Source organism: Streptomyces sp. NPDC001858, from assembly GCF_053594615.1.
In genome coordinates this window covers 74,290-89,695 of sequence record NZ_JBSFEV010000020.1, presented here as the reverse complement: position 1 = coordinate 89,695, position 15,406 = coordinate 74,290, and the positions used below count along the sequence as shown (strand labels likewise).

The 15,406-nt window shown below is 69.3% G+C and carries 34 protein-coding genes; 29 read left to right on the top strand and 5 right to left on the bottom strand.

The genetic code is table 11. The annotated features are described in order from the left end of the window. Positions 1-93: 93 nt before the first annotated feature. Positions 94-366: a hypothetical protein gene (locus tag ACWCPF_RS25985; RefSeq protein WP_451047494.1), complete on the bottom strand. Its 273-nt coding sequence runs from the start codon at positions 364-366 to the stop codon at positions 94-96. Between the two features lie 206 nt (positions 367-572). Here ACWCPF_RS25985 and ACWCPF_RS25980 point away from each other — a divergent pair, with 206 nt between their 5' ends. The 24 genes from ACWCPF_RS25980 (at position 573) to ACWCPF_RS25865 (ending at position 11,438) form a co-directional block, all read left to right on the top strand. Further along, positions 573-1,010: a hypothetical protein gene (locus ACWCPF_RS25980; RefSeq protein WP_451047493.1), complete on the top strand. Its 438-nt coding sequence runs from the start codon at positions 573-575 to the stop codon at positions 1,008-1,010. Then, positions 1,007-1,210, top strand: coding sequence for a hypothetical protein (locus tag ACWCPF_RS25975; RefSeq protein ID WP_451047492.1), 204 nt, complete (start codon positions 1,007-1,009; stop codon positions 1,208-1,210). The genes ACWCPF_RS25980 and ACWCPF_RS25975 overlap by 4 nt, the downstream gene beginning before the upstream one ends. A gap of 163 nt (positions 1,211-1,373) precedes the next feature. Further along, positions 1,374-1,577: a hypothetical protein gene (locus tag ACWCPF_RS25970; protein ID WP_451047491.1), complete on the top strand. Its 204-nt coding sequence runs from the start codon at positions 1,374-1,376 to the stop codon at positions 1,575-1,577. A gap of 180 nt (positions 1,578-1,757) precedes the next feature. Beyond that, positions 1,758-1,934 (top strand): hypothetical protein, encoded by a 177-nt coding sequence (locus ACWCPF_RS25965; RefSeq protein WP_451047490.1) that lies wholly within the window; start codon positions 1,758-1,760, stop codon positions 1,932-1,934. Between the two features lie 46 nt (positions 1,935-1,980). Beyond that, positions 1,981-2,211, top strand: coding sequence for a hypothetical protein (locus ACWCPF_RS25960; RefSeq protein ID WP_451047489.1), 231 nt, complete (start codon positions 1,981-1,983; stop codon positions 2,209-2,211). Continuing rightward, a complete protein-coding gene (locus ACWCPF_RS25955; RefSeq protein WP_451047488.1) occupies positions 2,208-2,363 on the top strand; it encodes a hypothetical protein in 156 nt (51 codons plus the stop codon). The genes ACWCPF_RS25960 and ACWCPF_RS25955 overlap by 4 nt, the downstream gene beginning before the upstream one ends. Next, positions 2,363-2,995: a DUF6919 domain-containing protein gene (locus ACWCPF_RS25950; protein ID WP_451047487.1), complete on the top strand. Its 633-nt coding sequence runs from the start codon at positions 2,363-2,365 to the stop codon at positions 2,993-2,995. The genes ACWCPF_RS25955 and ACWCPF_RS25950 overlap by 1 nt, the downstream gene beginning before the upstream one ends. Positions 2,996-3,016: 21 nt before the next feature. Then, positions 3,017-3,214: a hypothetical protein gene (locus tag ACWCPF_RS25945; RefSeq protein ID WP_451047486.1), complete on the top strand. Its 198-nt coding sequence runs from the start codon at positions 3,017-3,019 to the stop codon at positions 3,212-3,214. Between the two features lie 11 nt (positions 3,215-3,225). Continuing rightward, a complete protein-coding gene (locus ACWCPF_RS25940; protein WP_451047485.1) occupies positions 3,226-3,480 on the top strand; it encodes a hypothetical protein in 255 nt (84 codons plus the stop codon). Positions 3,481-3,509: 29 nt separating this feature from the next. Then, positions 3,510-3,698, top strand: coding sequence for a hypothetical protein (locus ACWCPF_RS25935; RefSeq protein ID WP_451047484.1), 189 nt, complete (start codon positions 3,510-3,512; stop codon positions 3,696-3,698). A gap of 266 nt (positions 3,699-3,964) precedes the next feature. Beyond that, entirely contained in the window at positions 3,965-4,174 is a 210-nt protein-coding gene (locus tag ACWCPF_RS25930; RefSeq protein ID WP_451047483.1) for a hypothetical protein, read from the top strand. After that, positions 4,174-4,359, top strand: a complete 186-nt coding sequence (locus tag ACWCPF_RS25925) for a hypothetical protein (protein WP_451047482.1) — start codon at positions 4,174-4,176, stop codon at positions 4,357-4,359. Before ACWCPF_RS25930 ends, ACWCPF_RS25925 begins: the two co-directional genes overlap by 1 nt. Before the next feature lie 103 nt (positions 4,360-4,462). Next, positions 4,463-5,782 (top strand): hypothetical protein, encoded by a 1,320-nt coding sequence (locus tag ACWCPF_RS25920; RefSeq protein WP_451047481.1) that lies wholly within the window; start codon positions 4,463-4,465, stop codon positions 5,780-5,782. Between the two features lie 23 nt (positions 5,783-5,805). After that, positions 5,806-6,417: a hypothetical protein gene (locus tag ACWCPF_RS25915; RefSeq protein ID WP_451047480.1), complete on the top strand. Its 612-nt coding sequence runs from the start codon at positions 5,806-5,808 to the stop codon at positions 6,415-6,417. 57 nt (positions 6,418-6,474) lie between these two features. Then, the gene (locus ACWCPF_RS25910; RefSeq protein WP_451047479.1) at positions 6,475-8,694 is read left to right on the top strand and encodes a hypothetical protein; all 2,220 of its coding nucleotides are present in this window, start codon (positions 6,475-6,477) and stop codon (positions 8,692-8,694) included. Positions 8,695-8,905: 211 nt separating this feature from the next. After that, the gene (locus ACWCPF_RS25905; protein WP_451047478.1) at positions 8,906-9,310 is read left to right on the top strand and encodes a hypothetical protein; all 405 of its coding nucleotides are present in this window, start codon (positions 8,906-8,908) and stop codon (positions 9,308-9,310) included. A 25-nt stretch (positions 9,311-9,335) separates the two neighbouring features. After that, the gene (locus tag ACWCPF_RS25900) at positions 9,336-9,527 is read left to right on the top strand and encodes a hypothetical protein (protein WP_451047477.1); all 192 of its coding nucleotides are present in this window, start codon (positions 9,336-9,338) and stop codon (positions 9,525-9,527) included. A 38-nt stretch (positions 9,528-9,565) separates the two neighbouring features. Further along, a complete protein-coding gene (locus tag ACWCPF_RS25895; RefSeq protein WP_451047476.1) occupies positions 9,566-9,733 on the top strand; it encodes a hypothetical protein in 168 nt (55 codons plus the stop codon). Positions 9,734-9,792: 59 nt separating this feature from the next. Beyond that, positions 9,793-9,924: a hypothetical protein gene (locus tag ACWCPF_RS25890; protein ID WP_451047475.1), complete on the top strand. Its 132-nt coding sequence runs from the start codon at positions 9,793-9,795 to the stop codon at positions 9,922-9,924. A gap of 102 nt (positions 9,925-10,026) precedes the next feature. After that, the gene (locus ACWCPF_RS25885; protein WP_451047474.1) at positions 10,027-10,200 is read left to right on the top strand and encodes a hypothetical protein; all 174 of its coding nucleotides are present in this window, start codon (positions 10,027-10,029) and stop codon (positions 10,198-10,200) included. Beyond that, a complete protein-coding gene (locus ACWCPF_RS25880; RefSeq protein WP_451047473.1) occupies positions 10,197-10,703 on the top strand; it encodes a DUF6197 family protein in 507 nt (168 codons plus the stop codon). Before ACWCPF_RS25885 ends, ACWCPF_RS25880 begins: the two co-directional genes overlap by 4 nt. An 8-nt stretch (positions 10,704-10,711) precedes the next feature. Next, positions 10,712-10,921, top strand: coding sequence for a hypothetical protein (locus ACWCPF_RS25875; RefSeq protein ID WP_451047472.1), 210 nt, complete (start codon positions 10,712-10,714; stop codon positions 10,919-10,921). Positions 10,922-10,923: 2 nt separating this feature from the next. Continuing rightward, on the top strand, positions 10,924-11,226 hold the full coding sequence (locus tag ACWCPF_RS25870) for a DUF7739 domain-containing protein (protein WP_451047471.1): 303 nt from the start codon (positions 10,924-10,926) through the stop codon (positions 11,224-11,226). Next, positions 11,226-11,438, top strand: a complete 213-nt coding sequence (locus ACWCPF_RS25865; protein WP_451047470.1) for a hypothetical protein — start codon at positions 11,226-11,228, stop codon at positions 11,436-11,438. The genes ACWCPF_RS25870 and ACWCPF_RS25865 overlap by 1 nt, the downstream gene beginning before the upstream one ends. A gap of 314 nt (positions 11,439-11,752) precedes the next feature. On the opposite strand, the gene ACWCPF_RS25860 is transcribed toward ACWCPF_RS25865, so the two are convergent. The 4 genes from ACWCPF_RS25860 to ACWCPF_RS25845 form a co-directional block, all read right to left on the bottom strand. Next, positions 11,753-12,202 (bottom strand): hypothetical protein, encoded by a 450-nt coding sequence (locus ACWCPF_RS25860; RefSeq protein ID WP_451047469.1) that lies wholly within the window; start codon positions 12,200-12,202, stop codon positions 11,753-11,755. A 119-nt stretch (positions 12,203-12,321) separates the two neighbouring features. Next, positions 12,322-12,522, bottom strand: coding sequence for a hypothetical protein (locus ACWCPF_RS25855; RefSeq protein ID WP_451047468.1), 201 nt, complete (start codon positions 12,520-12,522; stop codon positions 12,322-12,324). After that, positions 12,519-12,794: a hypothetical protein gene (locus ACWCPF_RS25850; RefSeq protein WP_451047467.1), complete on the bottom strand. Its 276-nt coding sequence runs from the start codon at positions 12,792-12,794 to the stop codon at positions 12,519-12,521. Before ACWCPF_RS25850 ends, ACWCPF_RS25855 begins: the two co-directional genes overlap by 4 nt. After that, on the bottom strand, positions 12,791-13,027 hold the full coding sequence (locus ACWCPF_RS25845; protein ID WP_451047466.1) for a hypothetical protein: 237 nt from the start codon (positions 13,025-13,027) through the stop codon (positions 12,791-12,793). Before ACWCPF_RS25845 ends, ACWCPF_RS25850 begins: the two co-directional genes overlap by 4 nt. Before the next feature lie 120 nt (positions 13,028-13,147). On the opposite strand from ACWCPF_RS25845, the gene ACWCPF_RS25840 reads away from it, so the two are divergent. From ACWCPF_RS25840 to ACWCPF_RS25820, 5 genes are all read left to right on the top strand, one after another. After that, positions 13,148-13,339 (top strand): hypothetical protein, encoded by a 192-nt coding sequence (locus tag ACWCPF_RS25840; protein ID WP_451047465.1) that lies wholly within the window; start codon positions 13,148-13,150, stop codon positions 13,337-13,339. 124 nt (positions 13,340-13,463) lie between these two features. Further along, positions 13,464-13,775 (top strand): hypothetical protein, encoded by a 312-nt coding sequence (locus ACWCPF_RS25835; RefSeq protein WP_451047464.1) that lies wholly within the window; start codon positions 13,464-13,466, stop codon positions 13,773-13,775. 36 nt (positions 13,776-13,811) lie between these two features. Next, on the top strand, positions 13,812-14,015 hold the full coding sequence (locus ACWCPF_RS25830; RefSeq protein WP_451047463.1) for a hypothetical protein: 204 nt from the start codon (positions 13,812-13,814) through the stop codon (positions 14,013-14,015). A gap of 40 nt (positions 14,016-14,055) precedes the next feature. Then, the gene (locus ACWCPF_RS25825) at positions 14,056-14,547 is read left to right on the top strand and encodes a hypothetical protein (RefSeq protein ID WP_451047462.1); all 492 of its coding nucleotides are present in this window, start codon (positions 14,056-14,058) and stop codon (positions 14,545-14,547) included. Positions 14,548-14,690: 143 nt separating this feature from the next. Further along, on the top strand, positions 14,691-15,389 hold the full coding sequence (locus ACWCPF_RS25820) for an HNH endonuclease signature motif containing protein (protein ID WP_451047461.1): 699 nt from the start codon (positions 14,691-14,693) through the stop codon (positions 15,387-15,389). Positions 15,390-15,406: the final 17 nt, after the last annotated feature.

Sequence of the window (15,406 nt, the reverse complement as noted above, 5' to 3'; positions counted from 1 at the left end):
ATCGGCTCTCAAGATGTCGTCACAGCCTCCCCAGGCGCTTTGCTGCTGGTGAGGGGAGGTTCCGACATGCTGCTTCAACCTGCAGTTGGACCGCTATGCGTCCCGCTTCGCGCTTCGCACTGTGCGCTCCCGAAGTGGCGGTACGCCAGCCGCGTTCGCGATCCGGCGGATGTGGTTGCGGTCGTAGGGGGTGTGCTTCTCGACCTCACCTGGCCTGAGGTTGCGCTCCATGAGGTGCTTCACGATCGCGGAGTGGAGCGCGTCGCGCCGCTTATCGAGAGCCCTCTCCGCCGCTTCGTAAGCGGCGCTGAGCTTGTCGAGCTCCTTCGATGCGGCGTCCCGCCGGGCGTTCTCCTCATCCGTCATGGCGAGATGATCCCACACCCCTCGATTGCAACCTGAGGGGTCAATAACTACGAGATCCGGCCACCTTCCCCTTTGGGCTTGCGCTTGATGCCTCATGTTGCAACTATAGAGCGCATCAGGCCGCTACGACAGGGCAAGAAGAAGCCCCATTCGGTGCTGGAACACCGAACGGGGCGATGGTTCGGATCGTGAGAGGACCCAGAACCATGAAGAGCATCGCACATCTCCCCGCCGAGCGCGGGGTAAGCCTGTCCCTCGAAGCCGAGGTGATGGCGGACGTCGACACCGGCCAGCTGGCACTTGTCGCATCCGCCAACCCCCGGCTCTCCGACTTCGCCGAGACGTCGCCGGCCCGCCTGCGTCAGATGGTGACGGCGGCCCGGGCGCGTCTCGCCGAGTTCGAGCGTCTCGCGGACGAGCAGGAGGCCCGCGACACGCTGGCCGCCCTCCTCGCCGAGCACGGGATGCGCCTGCAGGAGTGGGACCTCAGCTCCCTCGACTCGCAGATGCGCGACCACATCAAGGCCGTGCACGACCCGACTGTGGGCGGCGGCCACGTCGTCATCGTCCCCACGGGCCAGGACCCGATCGCTCGCCTGGCCGCCGTCCGCGACCTGATCGCAGACGTGCGGGGTGCCGAATGAGCGCCCCGGTCCCCTCCCCGTCGCCCGGCGACATCCTCATGGCCGCCCGCGTTGCCGACCACCGCGCCCACTGCGCCAGCTGCAGCGGGCGCGCCGAGGAGGCCGAGGCCCGGTACGCCGCATACGGCGAGTCCTTCCGACGCGTCGACCGCCTCACCCTCGGCCTGCACGCCGCACGCCGCACGACGGTGACGTCGTGAGCGCCCCGACTGTCTCGACTGACCGTCTCGCGCATGAGGCGGCGTCGCATGTCCGGGTGACCCCTGAGGTGCAGCGCGCGGTGGCCGACGACCACGGCAAGACGAAGGATGCGTTGCCGTCGAGGCCGCGCGGACCGCACCCGTACCGAACGGCGGCAGTCTGATGGGCGCCGAACTGGAGCGTCTGGTCGCCGCGCAAGCTGCGGCGGATGCCGTGGTCCGCGCGGTTGGTCAGCCCGTCGGCTGCGGTCCGCTGCTGCGGGTGGCTGTGACGGACGCCGAGACGAACGTGCGGCTCGCTACCTGCTTCGTCAGCTACGAGGTGGACGCCCGGCCGGCCCTTCGACTGGTCGGGGAGCAGCGGTGACCGACGACCAGTACGCCGAGATGCTCCGCAAGCTCCGCGAGGCCAACAAGCGATCCGAGGAACGCCCGAAGTAGTCCCCTAGACCGCCGCGGTGCGGTCCGACAATCCCCCCGTCCCGCACCGCGGCACCCACTTCGCACCACCCCCCCGTCCCCACCGACCCAGAAGGGCCGATGCGCCATGTCTCAGATCCACATCAGCGCCCTGGATGAGGGCGATGAACTCGGCATCAGCGAGACCCCCCAGTGCTGCGACGCCGTCATGGACACATACCCCGGCGGCTTCCAGTGCGGCCGCTGTGACTCTTTCGTCAACTACGACGGCAATCGCACCGTCACCCACGTTCAGATCAACTGACCACCCCCCATCGCACCTTCTGACCCGAGAGGGCCTGTGATCCACGATGTCTCCGTTCCTGTTCGACGCCGATCTCGCCGCCACCGATCTGGGCCGCCGCGCCCGCGCTGTGACCTTGGTGGGTTCCGTGCCGGTCATGTCGATCTCCGACTTGTTCGTCGAGTATGCGGCCGCGGTCGCCCGCCGGGACACGGCCCGTCAGGCGGAGATCCGCCGCGGCGCCGGCCCCGACCTGCTCGCTGAGCTCGACGGCTTCCACTACCTGGCAGCGGCGTGAAGACCACCGACCCCGACGACCTGCGAGCCATCGCCCGCGAGTACCGGGCCATCGCCGACCGTCACGAAGCGAAGGGGCGGCAGCGCCTCGCCCGAAACTTCCGGGCTCACGCCGACGACTGCGAGCGACGCGCAACTGGAGAGGAGGCGTGATGTTCACCCGCTGGCGCAGGATGCGTGCCGACCGCCGCCGTTGGGCTGCCGCGCGGACTCTCGCCGATCTGGGTGGGCTGATGGCGCTGTGGCTGGAGGGCGAACTGTCCTTGTGGCCGGGCTACACGCCGGGCTACGGCCCGGACGAGGAGACCGCGGACCTGGTCCCGGTTCTGGCCCGGGCGAATCGGGCCGGGTTCGTCACCGACCAGTCGCAGCCCGGCTGCGACAGCCCCGGCCATGACGGGCGGCGTTGGGAGCAGCGGGCCGCAGTGTCCGGGCTGGTCGGCGACGATCGGCTGCTTTTCGCACTGGCCAGGGTCGCCGAAGCCTGCCAGTTGACGTTCCTGGTCCGCACCGCAACCGACAGCGACCGGCCGGCTGTGACGGTCACGAAGGTCGACGGGGAGCCGTACACCGCATTCGGCGCCCCGCTCACCGGCCGGGACCTCCGCCGCCTGTGGCAGGGCGTATCGGCCGCCGCCATCGACGAGATCGGCGCCGCGTGGCAGGTGACGCTGGCCGACCCCCACTACGGGCCCAGCAACCGCCTGTGGACGGCGCTCGCCGACGCGGTCGACCTCCACGACGCACTCCTCGGCCTCGTCGCCGAAGCCGCCAACCCCCGCTGAACGAGCCGATAGGAGCCCGCCATGAGCCGCTTCACCGTCACCCGCCGGGGAACATCCGGTCCCGGTATCGGGGGCGAGTACACGTACAGCGCCCGCGCCGACAGCCCGGAGGAGGCCATCGCCAAGACCGCGGCCAAGGCGAACCGGCCGCTCGCCCGGCTCAACCGGGGCGGCACCGTCCTCGACCCCGACCCGATCAACGTCACCCGAATCGACTGAAGGGGATCCCCATGTCGAAGCCCTCGTGGCTGCCGAGCCAGCTCGCCGACCGGGCCCGGACAGCCGACAACCTCGCCGCCGCCGCCGACCAGATGAACCGGTGTCGCAGCATCGCCGCCGGCCTCAACGCGGACGGCAAGAACCACCACGACGACCCGATCTGGCAGGCCGCGGTCCGTGAGTCGCACCGGCTCGCGGCCATCGCCGAGGCCGACGGAACCGACATCCACGACATCGGGGCCGAAGCCGCCCGTCGACGCAGCTAATCATTCATCCGATCCGAAAGGGGTCCGACATGGGCTTATTCAGCCGAACTCCGGAACCGAAGGGCTACCGCCCCACTGACGATGAGGTGAAGGCCGCCGCCGACAGCCTCAACGCTGGCAGCCAGACCGCAGCCGACGATCTGTACGCCCATGCCGGCGACTACCGGCAGGAGACCGCGTTGCGGATTCTCGGCCACTGCGTCGAGGACCCGTCGTGAGCGGGGACGTGTGCGAGCAGTGCGAGGAGCACGCCCGCAACGGATGCCCCAACCGGCGCAAGCCCAGCTGGTGGTGACTGACCGCCAGCCCGATCCGCACCCCTCAAACCTGGGAGTCCGCCATGCAGTACGCCCTCATCGCCTTGTCGATCGCCGCCCTGGCGGCCCTCGTCACGGTCACCCTGATCGCCCTCTTCGCCCCAGCCCGCCGCGACCGCTGAGGGGCCGCAGCACCGCCACTGCCTGAACCGCCGAAAGGAACCCCAATGCCCGTATACAGCAAGGGCGACCGCGTGACTGTGGTTGCTGCAGGCCCGGAGAACGCAGGCACGGTCGGCAAGACCGGCACCGTCGTCGACGACGGCTCCCTGTCCGGCGGCCTCATCGCCGTCAAGGGCATCGACAGCCGGCTCGTTGAGGCCGCCATGGGCTACCGCGGCTACACCGCTGACCAGCTGCGGAAGGCGGAGTCGTGATGCACACCGGATCCGCCGACGAACTCCGCGCCAAGACAGCCCGCAGCCAGGAGATCGGCCGCCAGATCGCCGCCCTCCTGAACGAGGCGGAGCGGCTCGCCCCCGGCGGGGTGTCCGCGCAGGTCCGCGGCCTCGGATTCACAGTCCGGCGGACCGGGGCCGGCTTCACCGCAGACGCGAGGTGAACGGCATGCGCCTCATCTATGCGGCCGGGATTCTCCTGCCGCTACCGCTGATCGTCATCACCTACCTGATCACTCACTGACCCCTGGAAGGGACTGATCCACCGTGACCGCCACATCCGTCGAGAAGGTCAACGGCACGCCGAAGACCTCGCCCGAGCCCCGGTTCGACCCGGTCGCCCTGGCCGAGGCGGAAGCGATCCGGACCCGCGCCGCCGCCGAAGCGAACGCCGCCCGCATCGACGCCGAAGCCAAGGCGGAAGCCGAGAAGACCAAGGCGGCCGAGGAAGCCGAACGGCAGCGCATCCTCAACGAGCGCGCCCGCATGCGCCTGGAGAAGGAACAAGCCGACCACACCGCTGCGCTCGCCAGGCGCGCCGCCGACACCGCCAAAGCCAACGCCGAACGCGAGAAGGCGGAGAACGCCGCCGCAGAGCAGGACGCCGCGGACGCGAAGCGCGAGGCGGAGCAGCGGCGGTCGGAACACTGGTGGAAGTGGGGCGCCCGCAGCATCTACGCCACCGGCCTGATCATCGCCGCGCCCGTCCAGTTCATGCACTTCTGGGACCCTGCGCGGAAGTTCCTCATCGCCGCCCCCGCACTCCTCGAAGGGTTCGCCCTCGTCCTCGCCCTCGGTGCCGCATGGGCTGTCGCCCACCGCCGCGACGTCCTGCCGTACCGGATCGGCATCATGGCCGGCGCGATCATCGCCGCCGCCGTCAACCTGTACGGCGGCCTGACCGATGAGGCCATCGGATTCAACGCCGGCCTCATCGGAGCCCTCGCATCCGTCGGCGGCCCCGTCGTTCTGATGGCCTACGAGCACGGCATCGCGCAGCGCGCCGACGGCATCCCGTCCCGGCGTGAGCGCCGTGCCGCGCGCCGGGCGAAGGAAGCCTCCGACCGTGCGAAGGAGAAGGCGCGCGTTGAGAAGCAGGCCGCCGACGCGAACGCTGCCGCCGATAAGGCCGCCGCGCAGAAGGCTGCCGAGGAGGAGCAGGCCCGCAAGGACGCCGACCGGCAGGCGAAGCACCCGGACGTGTGGGAGGTCGCCGACGCGCTGCGCTCCGCCCGCGGCTCCCGGTACGTGACGGACCAGATCTGGGGCGAGACGTGGCTCCTCGTCACGGGCTGCAAGACGGTCGGGATCCGCGCCGAAATCGAAGCCCAGTCGCGCGCCGCACAGGCCCACATGCGGACCGTCACCGAAGCCCCCGTTCTCGGATCCATGTCACTGGTCAGTTCCCAAATGGGCCCCCGCCGCAAGAAGGACCCGAACACCCCCGACGGGCGCCGCAACAACGGCGGCACCCCGCCCGTCCGACGCCCCGGCGACACCGCCCCGTACAGCACCGCCGCGAAGAAGCAGGCGGCCATCGAGCAGACTGCTGCCGCCGCCAAGAACTCCCGCCCGAACGCCGACTAACCCACCCCGTTGAGAGGTCACCCATGAACACCGTCATCCGCCGGATCGCCGTCTCGGGCAGTGCCGCCGTCGCTCTCCTCGGAGGCGCCGCCACCGTCGCCGCCGCTTCGGAGACCGCGTCCGCCATCGAGATCCAGAACCGCATCGACCGCGCGACCGGAGCCCCCGTCGCCCTGCCCGACGGCCGCGTCATGCACATCCGCGGCCTCGACACCGCCGGCCGGTCCGCAACCCCGGAGCAGCACACCGCCGTCGCGGTCCTCGCCTCCTACAAGGCCGACGCCGACGACCCGGCCGGCATCACCAACGGCCTCACCCCCGACAGCGGCTCCGGCAGCGCCCTGCAGAACCCGCTCAACAGCGGCACCGGCACCGGCGCCGTGCAGACCGGCGTCAACGACCAGATCACCACCCAGGCCGGCGGCGGCACCATCGGCGTCGGAATCGTCTCCATCCTCGTCCTGGCGATCGTCGTATTCGTCAAGGTCAAGCACAGCGGCCTGAAGGTGGCCGACGCCGTCATCGGAGTGCTCTTCGGGATCGCCCTCGCCGGCACCACCTTTGGCGCGATGGGCTCCAACCTGACCAACTCGGTCGTCGGCTCGCTGGGCAGCATGCTCAGCAACCTCGGCTAGCCACCACCCGGCGGGGCCCACACCGGGCCCCGCCCCCTCCCGGAAAGGACCGGCCCCGTGGCCACCGAAGCCCAGCCCACCCCCACCGAGCAGCAGACCGGCATCCCGCCCATGCCCGCCGAACCGCCCCGAGCCCCCGGGCCGTCCCGCAGTGACCGCGCCAAGGACGTCCTCAAGGAGCAGTCCGGCCACGCCAAGGCCCGCCTCTCCGACTGGCTGGGCGGCGGCGACCTCGACCCCGTCACCGTCATCCAGCTCGCCACCGCTAAGAAGCAGCGCAAGCGCACCGAGCAGCTCGCCCAGCAGCAGCGCCGCGTCGCGGAGGGCTACGCCCGGCACGCCGTCGCCAAGGCGCAGGCCGAGGCCAGCGAGTCCGGCGGCAATGCGGGCGCCCTGGCCGCACTCAGCGGCCGGGTCGCGGCGGAGGAGACGAAGCTTGCCGAGATGCAGGCAATCCCGCTCCTGCCGCCGACCGACCGGGAGATCGCCGCCGCCCGCAACGGCAAGAAGGCATCCCGTGCCGCCATCGTCGCCGGTGGCGGGCTCGGCGCGATGTCCGTCCTCGGCACCGCCGTAGAGCAGGCGGCCAGCGGGCAGCCCATGCTGCTCGCGGCCCTCGGGACGGCGGCCGGGTACGGCTGGTACCTCGTGAGCCGCCCTTTCGACGCCGGCCAGCCTGCACCTGCCCCGAACATGGAGACGCAGCAGCTGGCCACCCCGGTCGTCCTGACGAAACCGGAATCACTGCCCCGGATGCGGGAGTTCAACGCCCCACCGCCGCCGGCGCTCACGGTTGAGGAACTCGACCAGGCCCTGCGCAACATCGGCGAAGTCAAGCCCAACGAGCAGATCCAGATCCTCGCCGTCCCGCAGCGAGATGGCGACGGCAACACCACCGTGGTGTTCGACCTGCCGCCGCGGACAACCGTCGCCGAGCTGAGGAAGAAGCTGCCCAAGCTGGCCGGTGCGCTCGGCCGCGACGTGTCCATGGTCGACGTTGAGAAGGCCGGCACCGAGGCCCGCACCTCGCTCTGGATGACCGACAAGGACCCGTTCGCAGACACCCGCCCGTCGCCTCTCCTCAAGAAGCCGGCCCAGATCGACGCCTGGAAGGACGGCGTGCCCGTCGCCTGGAACAAGCGCGGCATTGCCGTCCGGCTGGCGATCAAAGACCAGTCGTTCGTCATCGCAGGCAGGAGCCGGTCCGGCAAGGGCGTCGGCGCCTCCAACCTCGTCGTCGGCACCTCCTTCGACCCGCGGATCAACCTGCGCATCGTGGCCGGGAAGAACAACGGCGAGTGGGACCCCTACGCCAAGACAGGCAGTGCCTCCACCTACTTCAAGCCCAGCCCGGAGCGCCTGCTGGCCCTGCTCAAGGCGCTGCTCGCCGACAAGGACCGGCGCGAGGCTGCTCTCGGCGCGCTCGGCAAGAGCAAGCTCGTCACCCCGGTCATCGAGCAGGTCGGCGGCTTGGAGTTGCTGGTCATCGACGAGCTCGCCACTTACACCCGCCCGGGCAAGCTGCTGCGCGAGGAGATCCTCGAAGCCCTCATCGAACTGTCTGCGGTCGGTCTGAGCTCGGGCATCTTCATGATCCTGATTACGCAGTACCCGGAGGCGGATGTCATCCCGCAGGCGCTGGCCATGAATTGCGGCGCCCGCTGGGCGATGGCCGTGGAGAACGCCACCCAGTCCAACGCGATCCTTGGCGGCGGGCAGGCCAGCGCCGGCAGGGACGCCTCCAAGTTCGACCCGCCGCGGCCCGGTTTCGGATGGCTCGTGAACACGTCCGCTGGCGTGACCGACCTCGCGCGCTCCTTCGACCTGGACGAGGACGAGCGCGGCGAGATCACCATGCTGCTGGAGAAGTCGGCGAAGATCCGCGAGGCCGCGGGCCGCCTGGCCGGGCAGTGGGAGGACCCGATCGAGAAGCACCTCCTGAACGCGACGGGCCTGTCGTCTGCTGCCGGCGGCCCGAAGCGGGACGGGGCGCCGGGCCGGAACGTTCTCAACCGCACGCCGGAGCAGCGCATGCAGATGGACGCCCTCCGCGGGTGCCTGGTGGCGATGACGACGACGCTCGGGCGGGACGTGGCGCAGGTACGGGAGATGGCCGAGATCATCGGCGGCGGCATGGCGGAGACGCGCCTCAGCAAGCTCCTCCGGGACGCCGGAGCCGGCGGAACCGTCAAGGTCGACATCGAGGGCCTGGGCCGTGTGAACGGCTACCAGAAGGCAGACATCGCTGACGCGCTGAGTCTCCTCGAAGGCAACTGAACGACCTGCAATATGTGATGGTTTGCCCCGGACTGCGACCCTGGCAGCGCCCTATATGTCCCGGACTGGCCGCATAGCAGTCCGGGCGACACCCGGACGTTGTCCGGACGGCGTCCGCTCTCTGTCCGGCTCACCGAGGGGTGTAGTCCGGGGCAAACCATCCCATGTCCACCCGAACAAACCACCATAAACCAGAAATGGAGCCACACTCATGCCCAAGACCTGGGACCGCGGCGACGCCAAGCGATTCGCCCGCCAGCTCGAGCTCGGCCGGACCTACTGGATCGTCATGAACGTCGCCCGGAACATCGCCCCCTACGAAGACGCCCAACTCTGCTCCGCCTACGTCTTCACCAAGCGGCTGCCGTTCACCGGCACCCCCTGCACCGACGGCGACTACAGCGCCGAAACCCTCTGCCAGAACTTCGGCCCCGTCTACGACGAGAAGCCCCGCGGTATCCGCGACATCGCCGGCGCCGCCCCCCAGGTCGCCGGCCCGCTGCCCGCCGGCTACGAGGCGATCCTCGACCACGCCGAAATCCGCGGCGTGGAGAAGCTGGCCAGCGACGGATCCAACCCCCGCAAGCGCCGCCTCATCGGCACCTGGCGCGTCTGACCCCAACCCGAGAAGGAGAACCCCGATGTCCGACCTGGAGATCACGCACCAGTCCGTGCGCGACTACATCGCCGCCAAGAAGCGCGGCGACCACGCCACCACCGACCGCGTCGTCCGCGAGGTGCAGGAGCGCTTCGCCACCCGCGCCACCGACGGCAGCGAAGCCGCTCAGCTGCTCCACGCCACCATGCACGTCCGCTTCGGCGAAGACCTGTAACCCGACCCCGCCCACCGGGAAACGATCAAGGAGGACCCATGGGAATGCATTCCCCGACCATCCAGCGCTTCGTCGACGCATGGCTGCGCGGTGACGACGACGCCATCAACCGGATCACGATCGAAGTGAACGAGCGCGGCGACGACGCCGAAATTGTCGTCCTCGCACGCGCCATGGCCGCAAACCCCTACGGCGAAGGGGCGTGAACGCGATGTCCAGCCGAGAAGAGACCTTCAAGGCCGCCGTATCCGCAATGAGGCGCGGCATGCAGCTGAACACTCAAGGGGCCGACAGCTCCCACCCCGACTACGCCGCGGTGATGCCCACCCTGCACGCTGCCATCGCCGCCGGATACACCGACGCCGAGGTCTACCAGGCGGCCACCGCGCCGCAGTAGTTGAGCCGGGGCGCCCCTCGAATGCCTGGAAGCGACCAGGGGCGCCCCGTCCACCCCGCCGACACGAAACCGAACGAGGAGATCAACATCATGCCAGGTCGCATGACCGACCAGGAATGGGAAGCCCAGAACGGCGCCCTCTCCCCGGAGGAAGCCCGCGCGCAGGGCCTCTGCTGGCACTGCACCGGTAAGGGCAAGCTGTACACCGCCTTCGGCGGCGACCAAGTCACCGTCCCGTGCGGCGAATGCCGCGGCGACGGCAAGGACCGGCCGTGACCATTCGGACCGCGGCCCGCACCGCCACACCCGCACCCGCCGTCGACCTCGAGACCCGGCTCGCCCTCGCCGAAGCTGCCATGAACGTGAGCCTCGCCAACGCCTCCGCCGCCATCGAGATCAACACCGCCCACATCCCCATCGACCCCATCCCGCACGTCGACGCCGCGCTGCTGATTACCCCCGCCGCCAGCCCCTGCCCCTACCGGACCACCGTCGCCACAGCCCTATGGCGGGCCCGCAACCAGCTCGCCGCCCGAGGCTGGTGCACCGGGGCACTCCGCGACGAACAAGGCGCCATCTGCCTCATGGGAGCCATCCGGGCGACAGCCCCCAGCGGAAGCCTCGCCGACACCGCGATGGCGGTCCTCCTCGAAGCGATCCGCCGCGACTTCCCCCACGTCGACTCCGTGCCGGCCTGGAACGACACCCGCGCCACCCCACACCTCGCCGACCGCTACCTCGACCGCGCCGCCGAACTCGCCCACGCCCGCAACCTCTAAGGAACCCCATGGAATTCACTCGACAAGAACCCGACCGCGGAAGCCAGACCTGCGGCTACCAAATCCAGATCGGAAGCTGGCACAACGACGGCAACCGCTTCTGCACCAAGCAGAAGGTCAAGGGCCTGTACTTCTGCCAGGAACACCACGACTGGCTCGTTCAAGACGAGCCTGACGGGATCATCCGCATGGCCCCCGGCAACGCGATCGGGAGGTGACCGTGGGAATCTTCATCAGCCACGGCGTCCCGTCGACCCGGTCCGCCACCACCATCGCCAACCTCGGCCAGCATCTCGCCCACGCCCTCACCAGCAGTGAATGGCGTGAGGTCACCTACCTGTTCGACGGACACGTCTCCGTCCCCGTCTCCACCCCGGCCACCCAAGCCGGGCGCGTCGGCCAACTGCTCGGCAAGGCCGCCAACAGCCGCGCCATGAACCCGGAATGGGCCCAGCTCGCCAGCCTCCTCGCCGCATCCGCCAACCGGGCCGCAGCAGCAGGCCAGACCTGGGAATGGACCTGATGGCGGACACCTGGAACGGCCAGCCCCTGCCCAACCGCAGAGTGAAGCACACCAACATCAACTACCGGCTGTACGACCGCCGCACCGGACGACTCCTCAGCTTCAACTCCACGAACAGCCTCGACTCGCTCGTCACCGACGTGCTCCGCACCCAGCAAGAACACCCCAACGCCACGATCACCGCCATCGAATACGACGGCCCCGCCTACTGAGCAGAACGCCGCGACCGTCACGTTCGCCTGACCTCAGCCCAACACGCCGGGGCCCCGGCCGGAACCCTCACCGTCCGGGGCCTTCGCCCTACCGAGTACCGCCCGCGCCATCCACCGGGCGCCCGACACCTGCCGTGGCGGCATCGCCAACTGCAAGCCGGCCGCGACAAGCATCCGCAGGCCCTCCGCCGTCTCCGACTCGTCATCGCCCTGAACCGTGAACCTCAGCGCCATACCGGCAGTCTGCCCGGCAGGTGGGGGAGGCGGGGCGGGAATCGGAGAAGCAGCCGATGCTTCCGGCACCCGGAGCCGGCCTACTGCGCGGCTTCGTCTGCCTCCAGCGCGAGCGGCAGGGCTTCGGCGGCCGCCCGTACCTGAAATGCCTCGTCCGGGCAGGGCGATCCTGCGATGCCGGCGTTGGCGTCGCCGGGGCATTCGTGGAGGGTGTAGGAGGTGGCTCCGTTGACGATCTTCATGATCTTGTTTTTGGTCCGGGGATAGCTGCCGCCGGTCTTCTCGATGACGTCTTCGAGGTCGTTGGCGTTGGAGGCGATGGCGGCAATCTGATCAGCGCAGGCCTGCTCACCGACGAGGTTGCAGAGCCCGGGCTCGGTAGCGGCGAGTTTGGTGAACGTCGGCCCCCAGTCCTTGGCGAGGCCGGGGCCGGTCGGGCTGGGCTTGCTGTCGGCGTCCCCGCTGCTGCTGGTGCAGGCAGTCAGGAACAGCGCGGCGAGCCCAACGGCGGCGGTGATGAGGTGGTGCATGTGTCCCCCCTTGCGGCGTGTGCGGGCAGGGTAGGGCACGACACCGACAAGGGGTGAGGGGGATGGCGGAGGTTCACGCGAGAGAGGCCCCGCACCGGGTGATCGGGCGGGGCCTTCGCTCACGTCGAGGTGGATTCGTCGATCCAGGTGAAGCCGCTCAGGAGGATGGCGGCGAAGGCGAGGCAGCCTGCCGCGAGCGCGGCATAGTCGGTCCAGGGTTCGGTGCCCAGCCAGAGCATCAGGACGGCGACGCACGACAGGACGGCCCCGACAGCAAGCGCTGCGACCACCGTGACTGAAGGCCCTTGGCTGCTGTTCACGGTGTGGTCTCCTCGCCTGGACGCACCGGCGGCGCGTCGGGACTCGCTTCCCATACCTCGGCCACGGCCCCATCGTAGTCCCGTACCTCGAACCGCCCGGTCGGAACGAACACGGCCTGCGCGTGCGTGCCGTCGTCAGGCGGCTCCCACCTGGCGGGTGGCTCCGGCGGCAGCTCTGCTCGGTCGATCCAGCGGCCGTCCCAGCGGGGCGGCAGAAACCAGTCCGGTGCTCCGGCGGCCGCGCGGAGGACGACGAAGTCCGGCTCGCTCACGTCGTTTCCTTGGTCTGCCGCACGCCCACCACAGGACGCTGAGATGCGTCCGGGCCGGCACCCCCGCCGCTCTTTGCCTCACGCGCCTTCCGGGTGACGCGGTCGTGCATCAACTCGATGAGCACGTCCGACCGTGAGCGCCCTTCCTCGATCGTTGCGTCGAACTCCTTGAGCAGTTGCTGCGGCGGCCGGAACGAGATGGGTGGTGTCTGGCCGGTCTTGGGCCGCGCCATGAGTCCTCCTTGGATTCCGTATTACAGGAACCACTATCTATCTGCGGAAGTCGCTTGACAACCCTGCCGGTCCGGGTGCATTCTCGTATTACAGAAACTGCACCGCATCAGGGAGTCGAGATGAACTGGACCACCGAGACGCTTCGCTCCGGGATCGCCCTGGAGGTCGCCTCCGACGACCACGGACTCATGGGCACGCCCGGCACGTGGTACCGGGTCCGCCAGGGCGACCGCGTCGCGCTGACCACCCGCAACCGGGGTGACGCGCTGCGCCTGTTCCAGCGCCGGGTGCGCCTGGTCTCCGGCGCCTGACAGTCGAAGCGCCCTCGGGCGTCCGCCGCCCGGCTCTTCGGGGCCGGGCCCCGCCACCGTCCCGTACCCCGCCGTCGCCCGCGTCCAGTTCCTCGCCACCACCCTCGCCGCCTAGGAGCCCGTCATGCTGAACCCGCTCACCGGCTGGGAGCCCGGCCTCCAAGTCCGCTACCACGGCAGCCTCACCCAGCTGCACGGCGTGTACGCGGCCCACCCCTGCACGTGCCTCCGCTGCGACGACCCCGTCTACGGGACCGTCCGCTACCAACTCGCCGACGAGAACGGGACGGTCGTCGTGTCCTGCGTCCGGCCTGCCTCCATCACACCCGAACCCGACGAGGACGCCGAGCCGGAGACTGAGTGCGAACGCGGCGACTGCCTCGGCATCCACCGTAGCCCGGACGGCTACCGCGACTGCGACGGCAAACCCATCTGACCCATCGCCGCCGCGGCGGCCGAGAGGAGCATCCCCATGCAGGTCATCACCGTCACCGACGACGGCACCCTCCGAATCGAGTTCACCGCCGACGAGGCCAAGCAGATCCGCGAAGACGTCGAAGCGAACTGGACCCAGGCCAGCAGCGCGGGCAAGGAACTGGTCCGCTACATCGACACCCTGTACGGCGAGCAGCGACCCCGACACCACCGGCCCACGTTCCCCGGCGGCGGATTCTGACCCGAGCGCGCCCCGCACCAACCCGCGAGAGGATCCACCCATGACCGTCACCGACTGGCCATACGACGCCGACCGCGACGACCCGCTCACCGAGCTCCGTATCCCCGTCACCAGCACCCACCCGGACTGGCGATATATCGCATGCTTCGACCGCGAGTCCGAAGCACGACCCACCAGCATCGAAGCGCAGCAACTCGCGTCATACATCGAGCAGTACAAGGTCTACTTCTTCGGCGTCGACGGCTGGTACAAGCGCAAACTCGAAGAGAAGCCGTTCGACACCGACGCCGTCACCCGCATCTTCCACAAGTGGGGCGATGGCGACTGGTCCTATCGCATCGTCACCTGGACGTCCGGCCCGTTCTGGGTGCCGCTGGCACCCCGCAGTCGAGGGGGCCGCTACGACACCGTCAAGACTGGCCCACTCTCCCTCGAGCAGGTCATGGATCGCGACAAGCACATGCACACCGAATACCCAAGCAAGGACTGGGCCGCATGGAAGGCCACCCACCCGGACGTATTCCCGACGTGACCACCACAACCGTGTGGCCCTGCTTCGCCGTCCGAAGCAGGGCCACAGGCATGTCATGGGCCATTGGCCCGCATTGCCAACCACATGGTGCACCATTGGCCTAAGTGTCACCCTGCTTCCCGCACCACACGAGGAGCTCCGCCGTGAACGACCACCCCGCCGAGTCCACCAAGCTGTGTGAGTGCGGCTGCGGAACGCCGACCAAGCTTGCAAAGAATGCCGATGCCGCATCAGGGCGCAAGAAGGGCGAGCCGGCCCGCTTTGTGAAGGGGCACCACACCCGTCTGTTGCGGCGCGAAGGCTGCACCGTGCCTGACTGCGGTGGAAAACACTTCGCCACAGGGCTCTGCCAGAAGCACTACGCTCGCCAACTTCGGCACGGCAACCTCACCGGCCTGCACCCTCAGGGCACTGCGGAGGAGCGTTTCTGGCTCCGAGTCGAGAAGAGTGAAGGCTGCTGGAACTGGCAGGGGGGTCGAGGAGATCACGGGTACGGGCACCTCGCGAATGATGACGGAATCGACATCTCGACCCATCGCTTCTCGTACCAGCTTCACAACGGGCCTATACCGCCGGGGATGGTGATCTGCCACCGCTGCGATAACCGCGCCTGCGTGAATCCCGACCACCTGTTTCTGGGAACTCAGCGCGACAACGTGCAGGACATGATCCAGAAGGGGCGGCGCGTCTCCTATTGGGGCCAGAGGGCGCACTGCAAGAACGGCCACCCCTACGACGAGGCCAACACCGTCATCAGGGGCGACGGGTCACGTCGCTGCCGTGCCTGCAATCGAATGTGGGATGCGGAGAGGCGGGCCAAGAAGGCGGGGATTGCGCGATGAGCCAGGAGATGTGGTTG

Excerpts from the sequence above, each read along its gene's own strand:
- ACWCPF_RS25985 (WP_451047494.1), bottom strand. The coding sequence starts at position 366 with ATGACGGATGAGGAGAACGCCCGGCGGGACGCCGCATCGAAGGAGCTC.
- ACWCPF_RS25980 (WP_451047493.1), top strand. The coding sequence starts at position 573 with ATGAAGAGCATCGCACATCTCCCCGCCGAGCGCGGGGTAAGCCTGTCC.
- ACWCPF_RS25975 (WP_451047492.1), top strand. The coding sequence starts at position 1,007 with ATGAGCGCCCCGGTCCCCTCCCCGTCGCCCGGCGACATCCTCATGGCC.
- ACWCPF_RS25970 (WP_451047491.1), top strand. The coding sequence starts at position 1,374 with ATGGGCGCCGAACTGGAGCGTCTGGTCGCCGCGCAAGCTGCGGCGGAT.
- ACWCPF_RS25965 (WP_451047490.1), top strand. The coding sequence starts at position 1,758 with ATGTCTCAGATCCACATCAGCGCCCTGGATGAGGGCGATGAACTCGGC.
- ACWCPF_RS25960 (WP_451047489.1), top strand. The coding sequence starts at position 1,981 with ATGTCTCCGTTCCTGTTCGACGCCGATCTCGCCGCCACCGATCTGGGC.
- ACWCPF_RS25950 (WP_451047487.1), top strand. The coding sequence starts at position 2,363 with ATGTTCACCCGCTGGCGCAGGATGCGTGCCGACCGCCGCCGTTGGGCT.
- ACWCPF_RS25945 (WP_451047486.1), top strand. The coding sequence starts at position 3,017 with ATGAGCCGCTTCACCGTCACCCGCCGGGGAACATCCGGTCCCGGTATC.
- ACWCPF_RS25940 (WP_451047485.1), top strand. The coding sequence starts at position 3,226 with ATGTCGAAGCCCTCGTGGCTGCCGAGCCAGCTCGCCGACCGGGCCCGG.
- ACWCPF_RS25935 (WP_451047484.1), top strand. The coding sequence starts at position 3,510 with ATGGGCTTATTCAGCCGAACTCCGGAACCGAAGGGCTACCGCCCCACT.
- ACWCPF_RS25930 (WP_451047483.1), top strand. The coding sequence starts at position 3,965 with ATGCCCGTATACAGCAAGGGCGACCGCGTGACTGTGGTTGCTGCAGGC.
- ACWCPF_RS25925 (WP_451047482.1), top strand. The coding sequence starts at position 4,174 with ATGCACACCGGATCCGCCGACGAACTCCGCGCCAAGACAGCCCGCAGC.
- ACWCPF_RS25915 (WP_451047480.1), top strand. The coding sequence starts at position 5,806 with ATGAACACCGTCATCCGCCGGATCGCCGTCTCGGGCAGTGCCGCCGTC.
- ACWCPF_RS25905 (WP_451047478.1), top strand. The coding sequence starts at position 8,906 with ATGCCCAAGACCTGGGACCGCGGCGACGCCAAGCGATTCGCCCGCCAG.
- ACWCPF_RS25900 (WP_451047477.1), top strand. The coding sequence starts at position 9,336 with ATGTCCGACCTGGAGATCACGCACCAGTCCGTGCGCGACTACATCGCC.
- ACWCPF_RS25895 (WP_451047476.1), top strand. The coding sequence starts at position 9,566 with ATGGGAATGCATTCCCCGACCATCCAGCGCTTCGTCGACGCATGGCTG.
- ACWCPF_RS25890 (WP_451047475.1), top strand. The coding sequence starts at position 9,793 with ATGCAGCTGAACACTCAAGGGGCCGACAGCTCCCACCCCGACTACGCC.
- ACWCPF_RS25885 (WP_451047474.1), top strand. The coding sequence starts at position 10,027 with ATGACCGACCAGGAATGGGAAGCCCAGAACGGCGCCCTCTCCCCGGAG.
- ACWCPF_RS25875 (WP_451047472.1), top strand. The coding sequence starts at position 10,712 with ATGGAATTCACTCGACAAGAACCCGACCGCGGAAGCCAGACCTGCGGC.
- ACWCPF_RS25865 (WP_451047470.1), top strand. The coding sequence starts at position 11,226 with ATGGCGGACACCTGGAACGGCCAGCCCCTGCCCAACCGCAGAGTGAAG.
- ACWCPF_RS25860 (WP_451047469.1), bottom strand. The coding sequence starts at position 12,202 with ATGCACCACCTCATCACCGCCGCCGTTGGGCTCGCCGCGCTGTTCCTG.
- ACWCPF_RS25845 (WP_451047466.1), bottom strand. The coding sequence starts at position 13,027 with ATGGCGCGGCCCAAGACCGGCCAGACACCACCCATCTCGTTCCGGCCG.
- ACWCPF_RS25840 (WP_451047465.1), top strand. The coding sequence starts at position 13,148 with ATGAACTGGACCACCGAGACGCTTCGCTCCGGGATCGCCCTGGAGGTC.
- ACWCPF_RS25835 (WP_451047464.1), top strand. The coding sequence starts at position 13,464 with ATGCTGAACCCGCTCACCGGCTGGGAGCCCGGCCTCCAAGTCCGCTAC.
- ACWCPF_RS25830 (WP_451047463.1), top strand. The coding sequence starts at position 13,812 with ATGCAGGTCATCACCGTCACCGACGACGGCACCCTCCGAATCGAGTTC.
- ACWCPF_RS25825 (WP_451047462.1), top strand. The coding sequence starts at position 14,056 with ATGACCGTCACCGACTGGCCATACGACGCCGACCGCGACGACCCGCTC.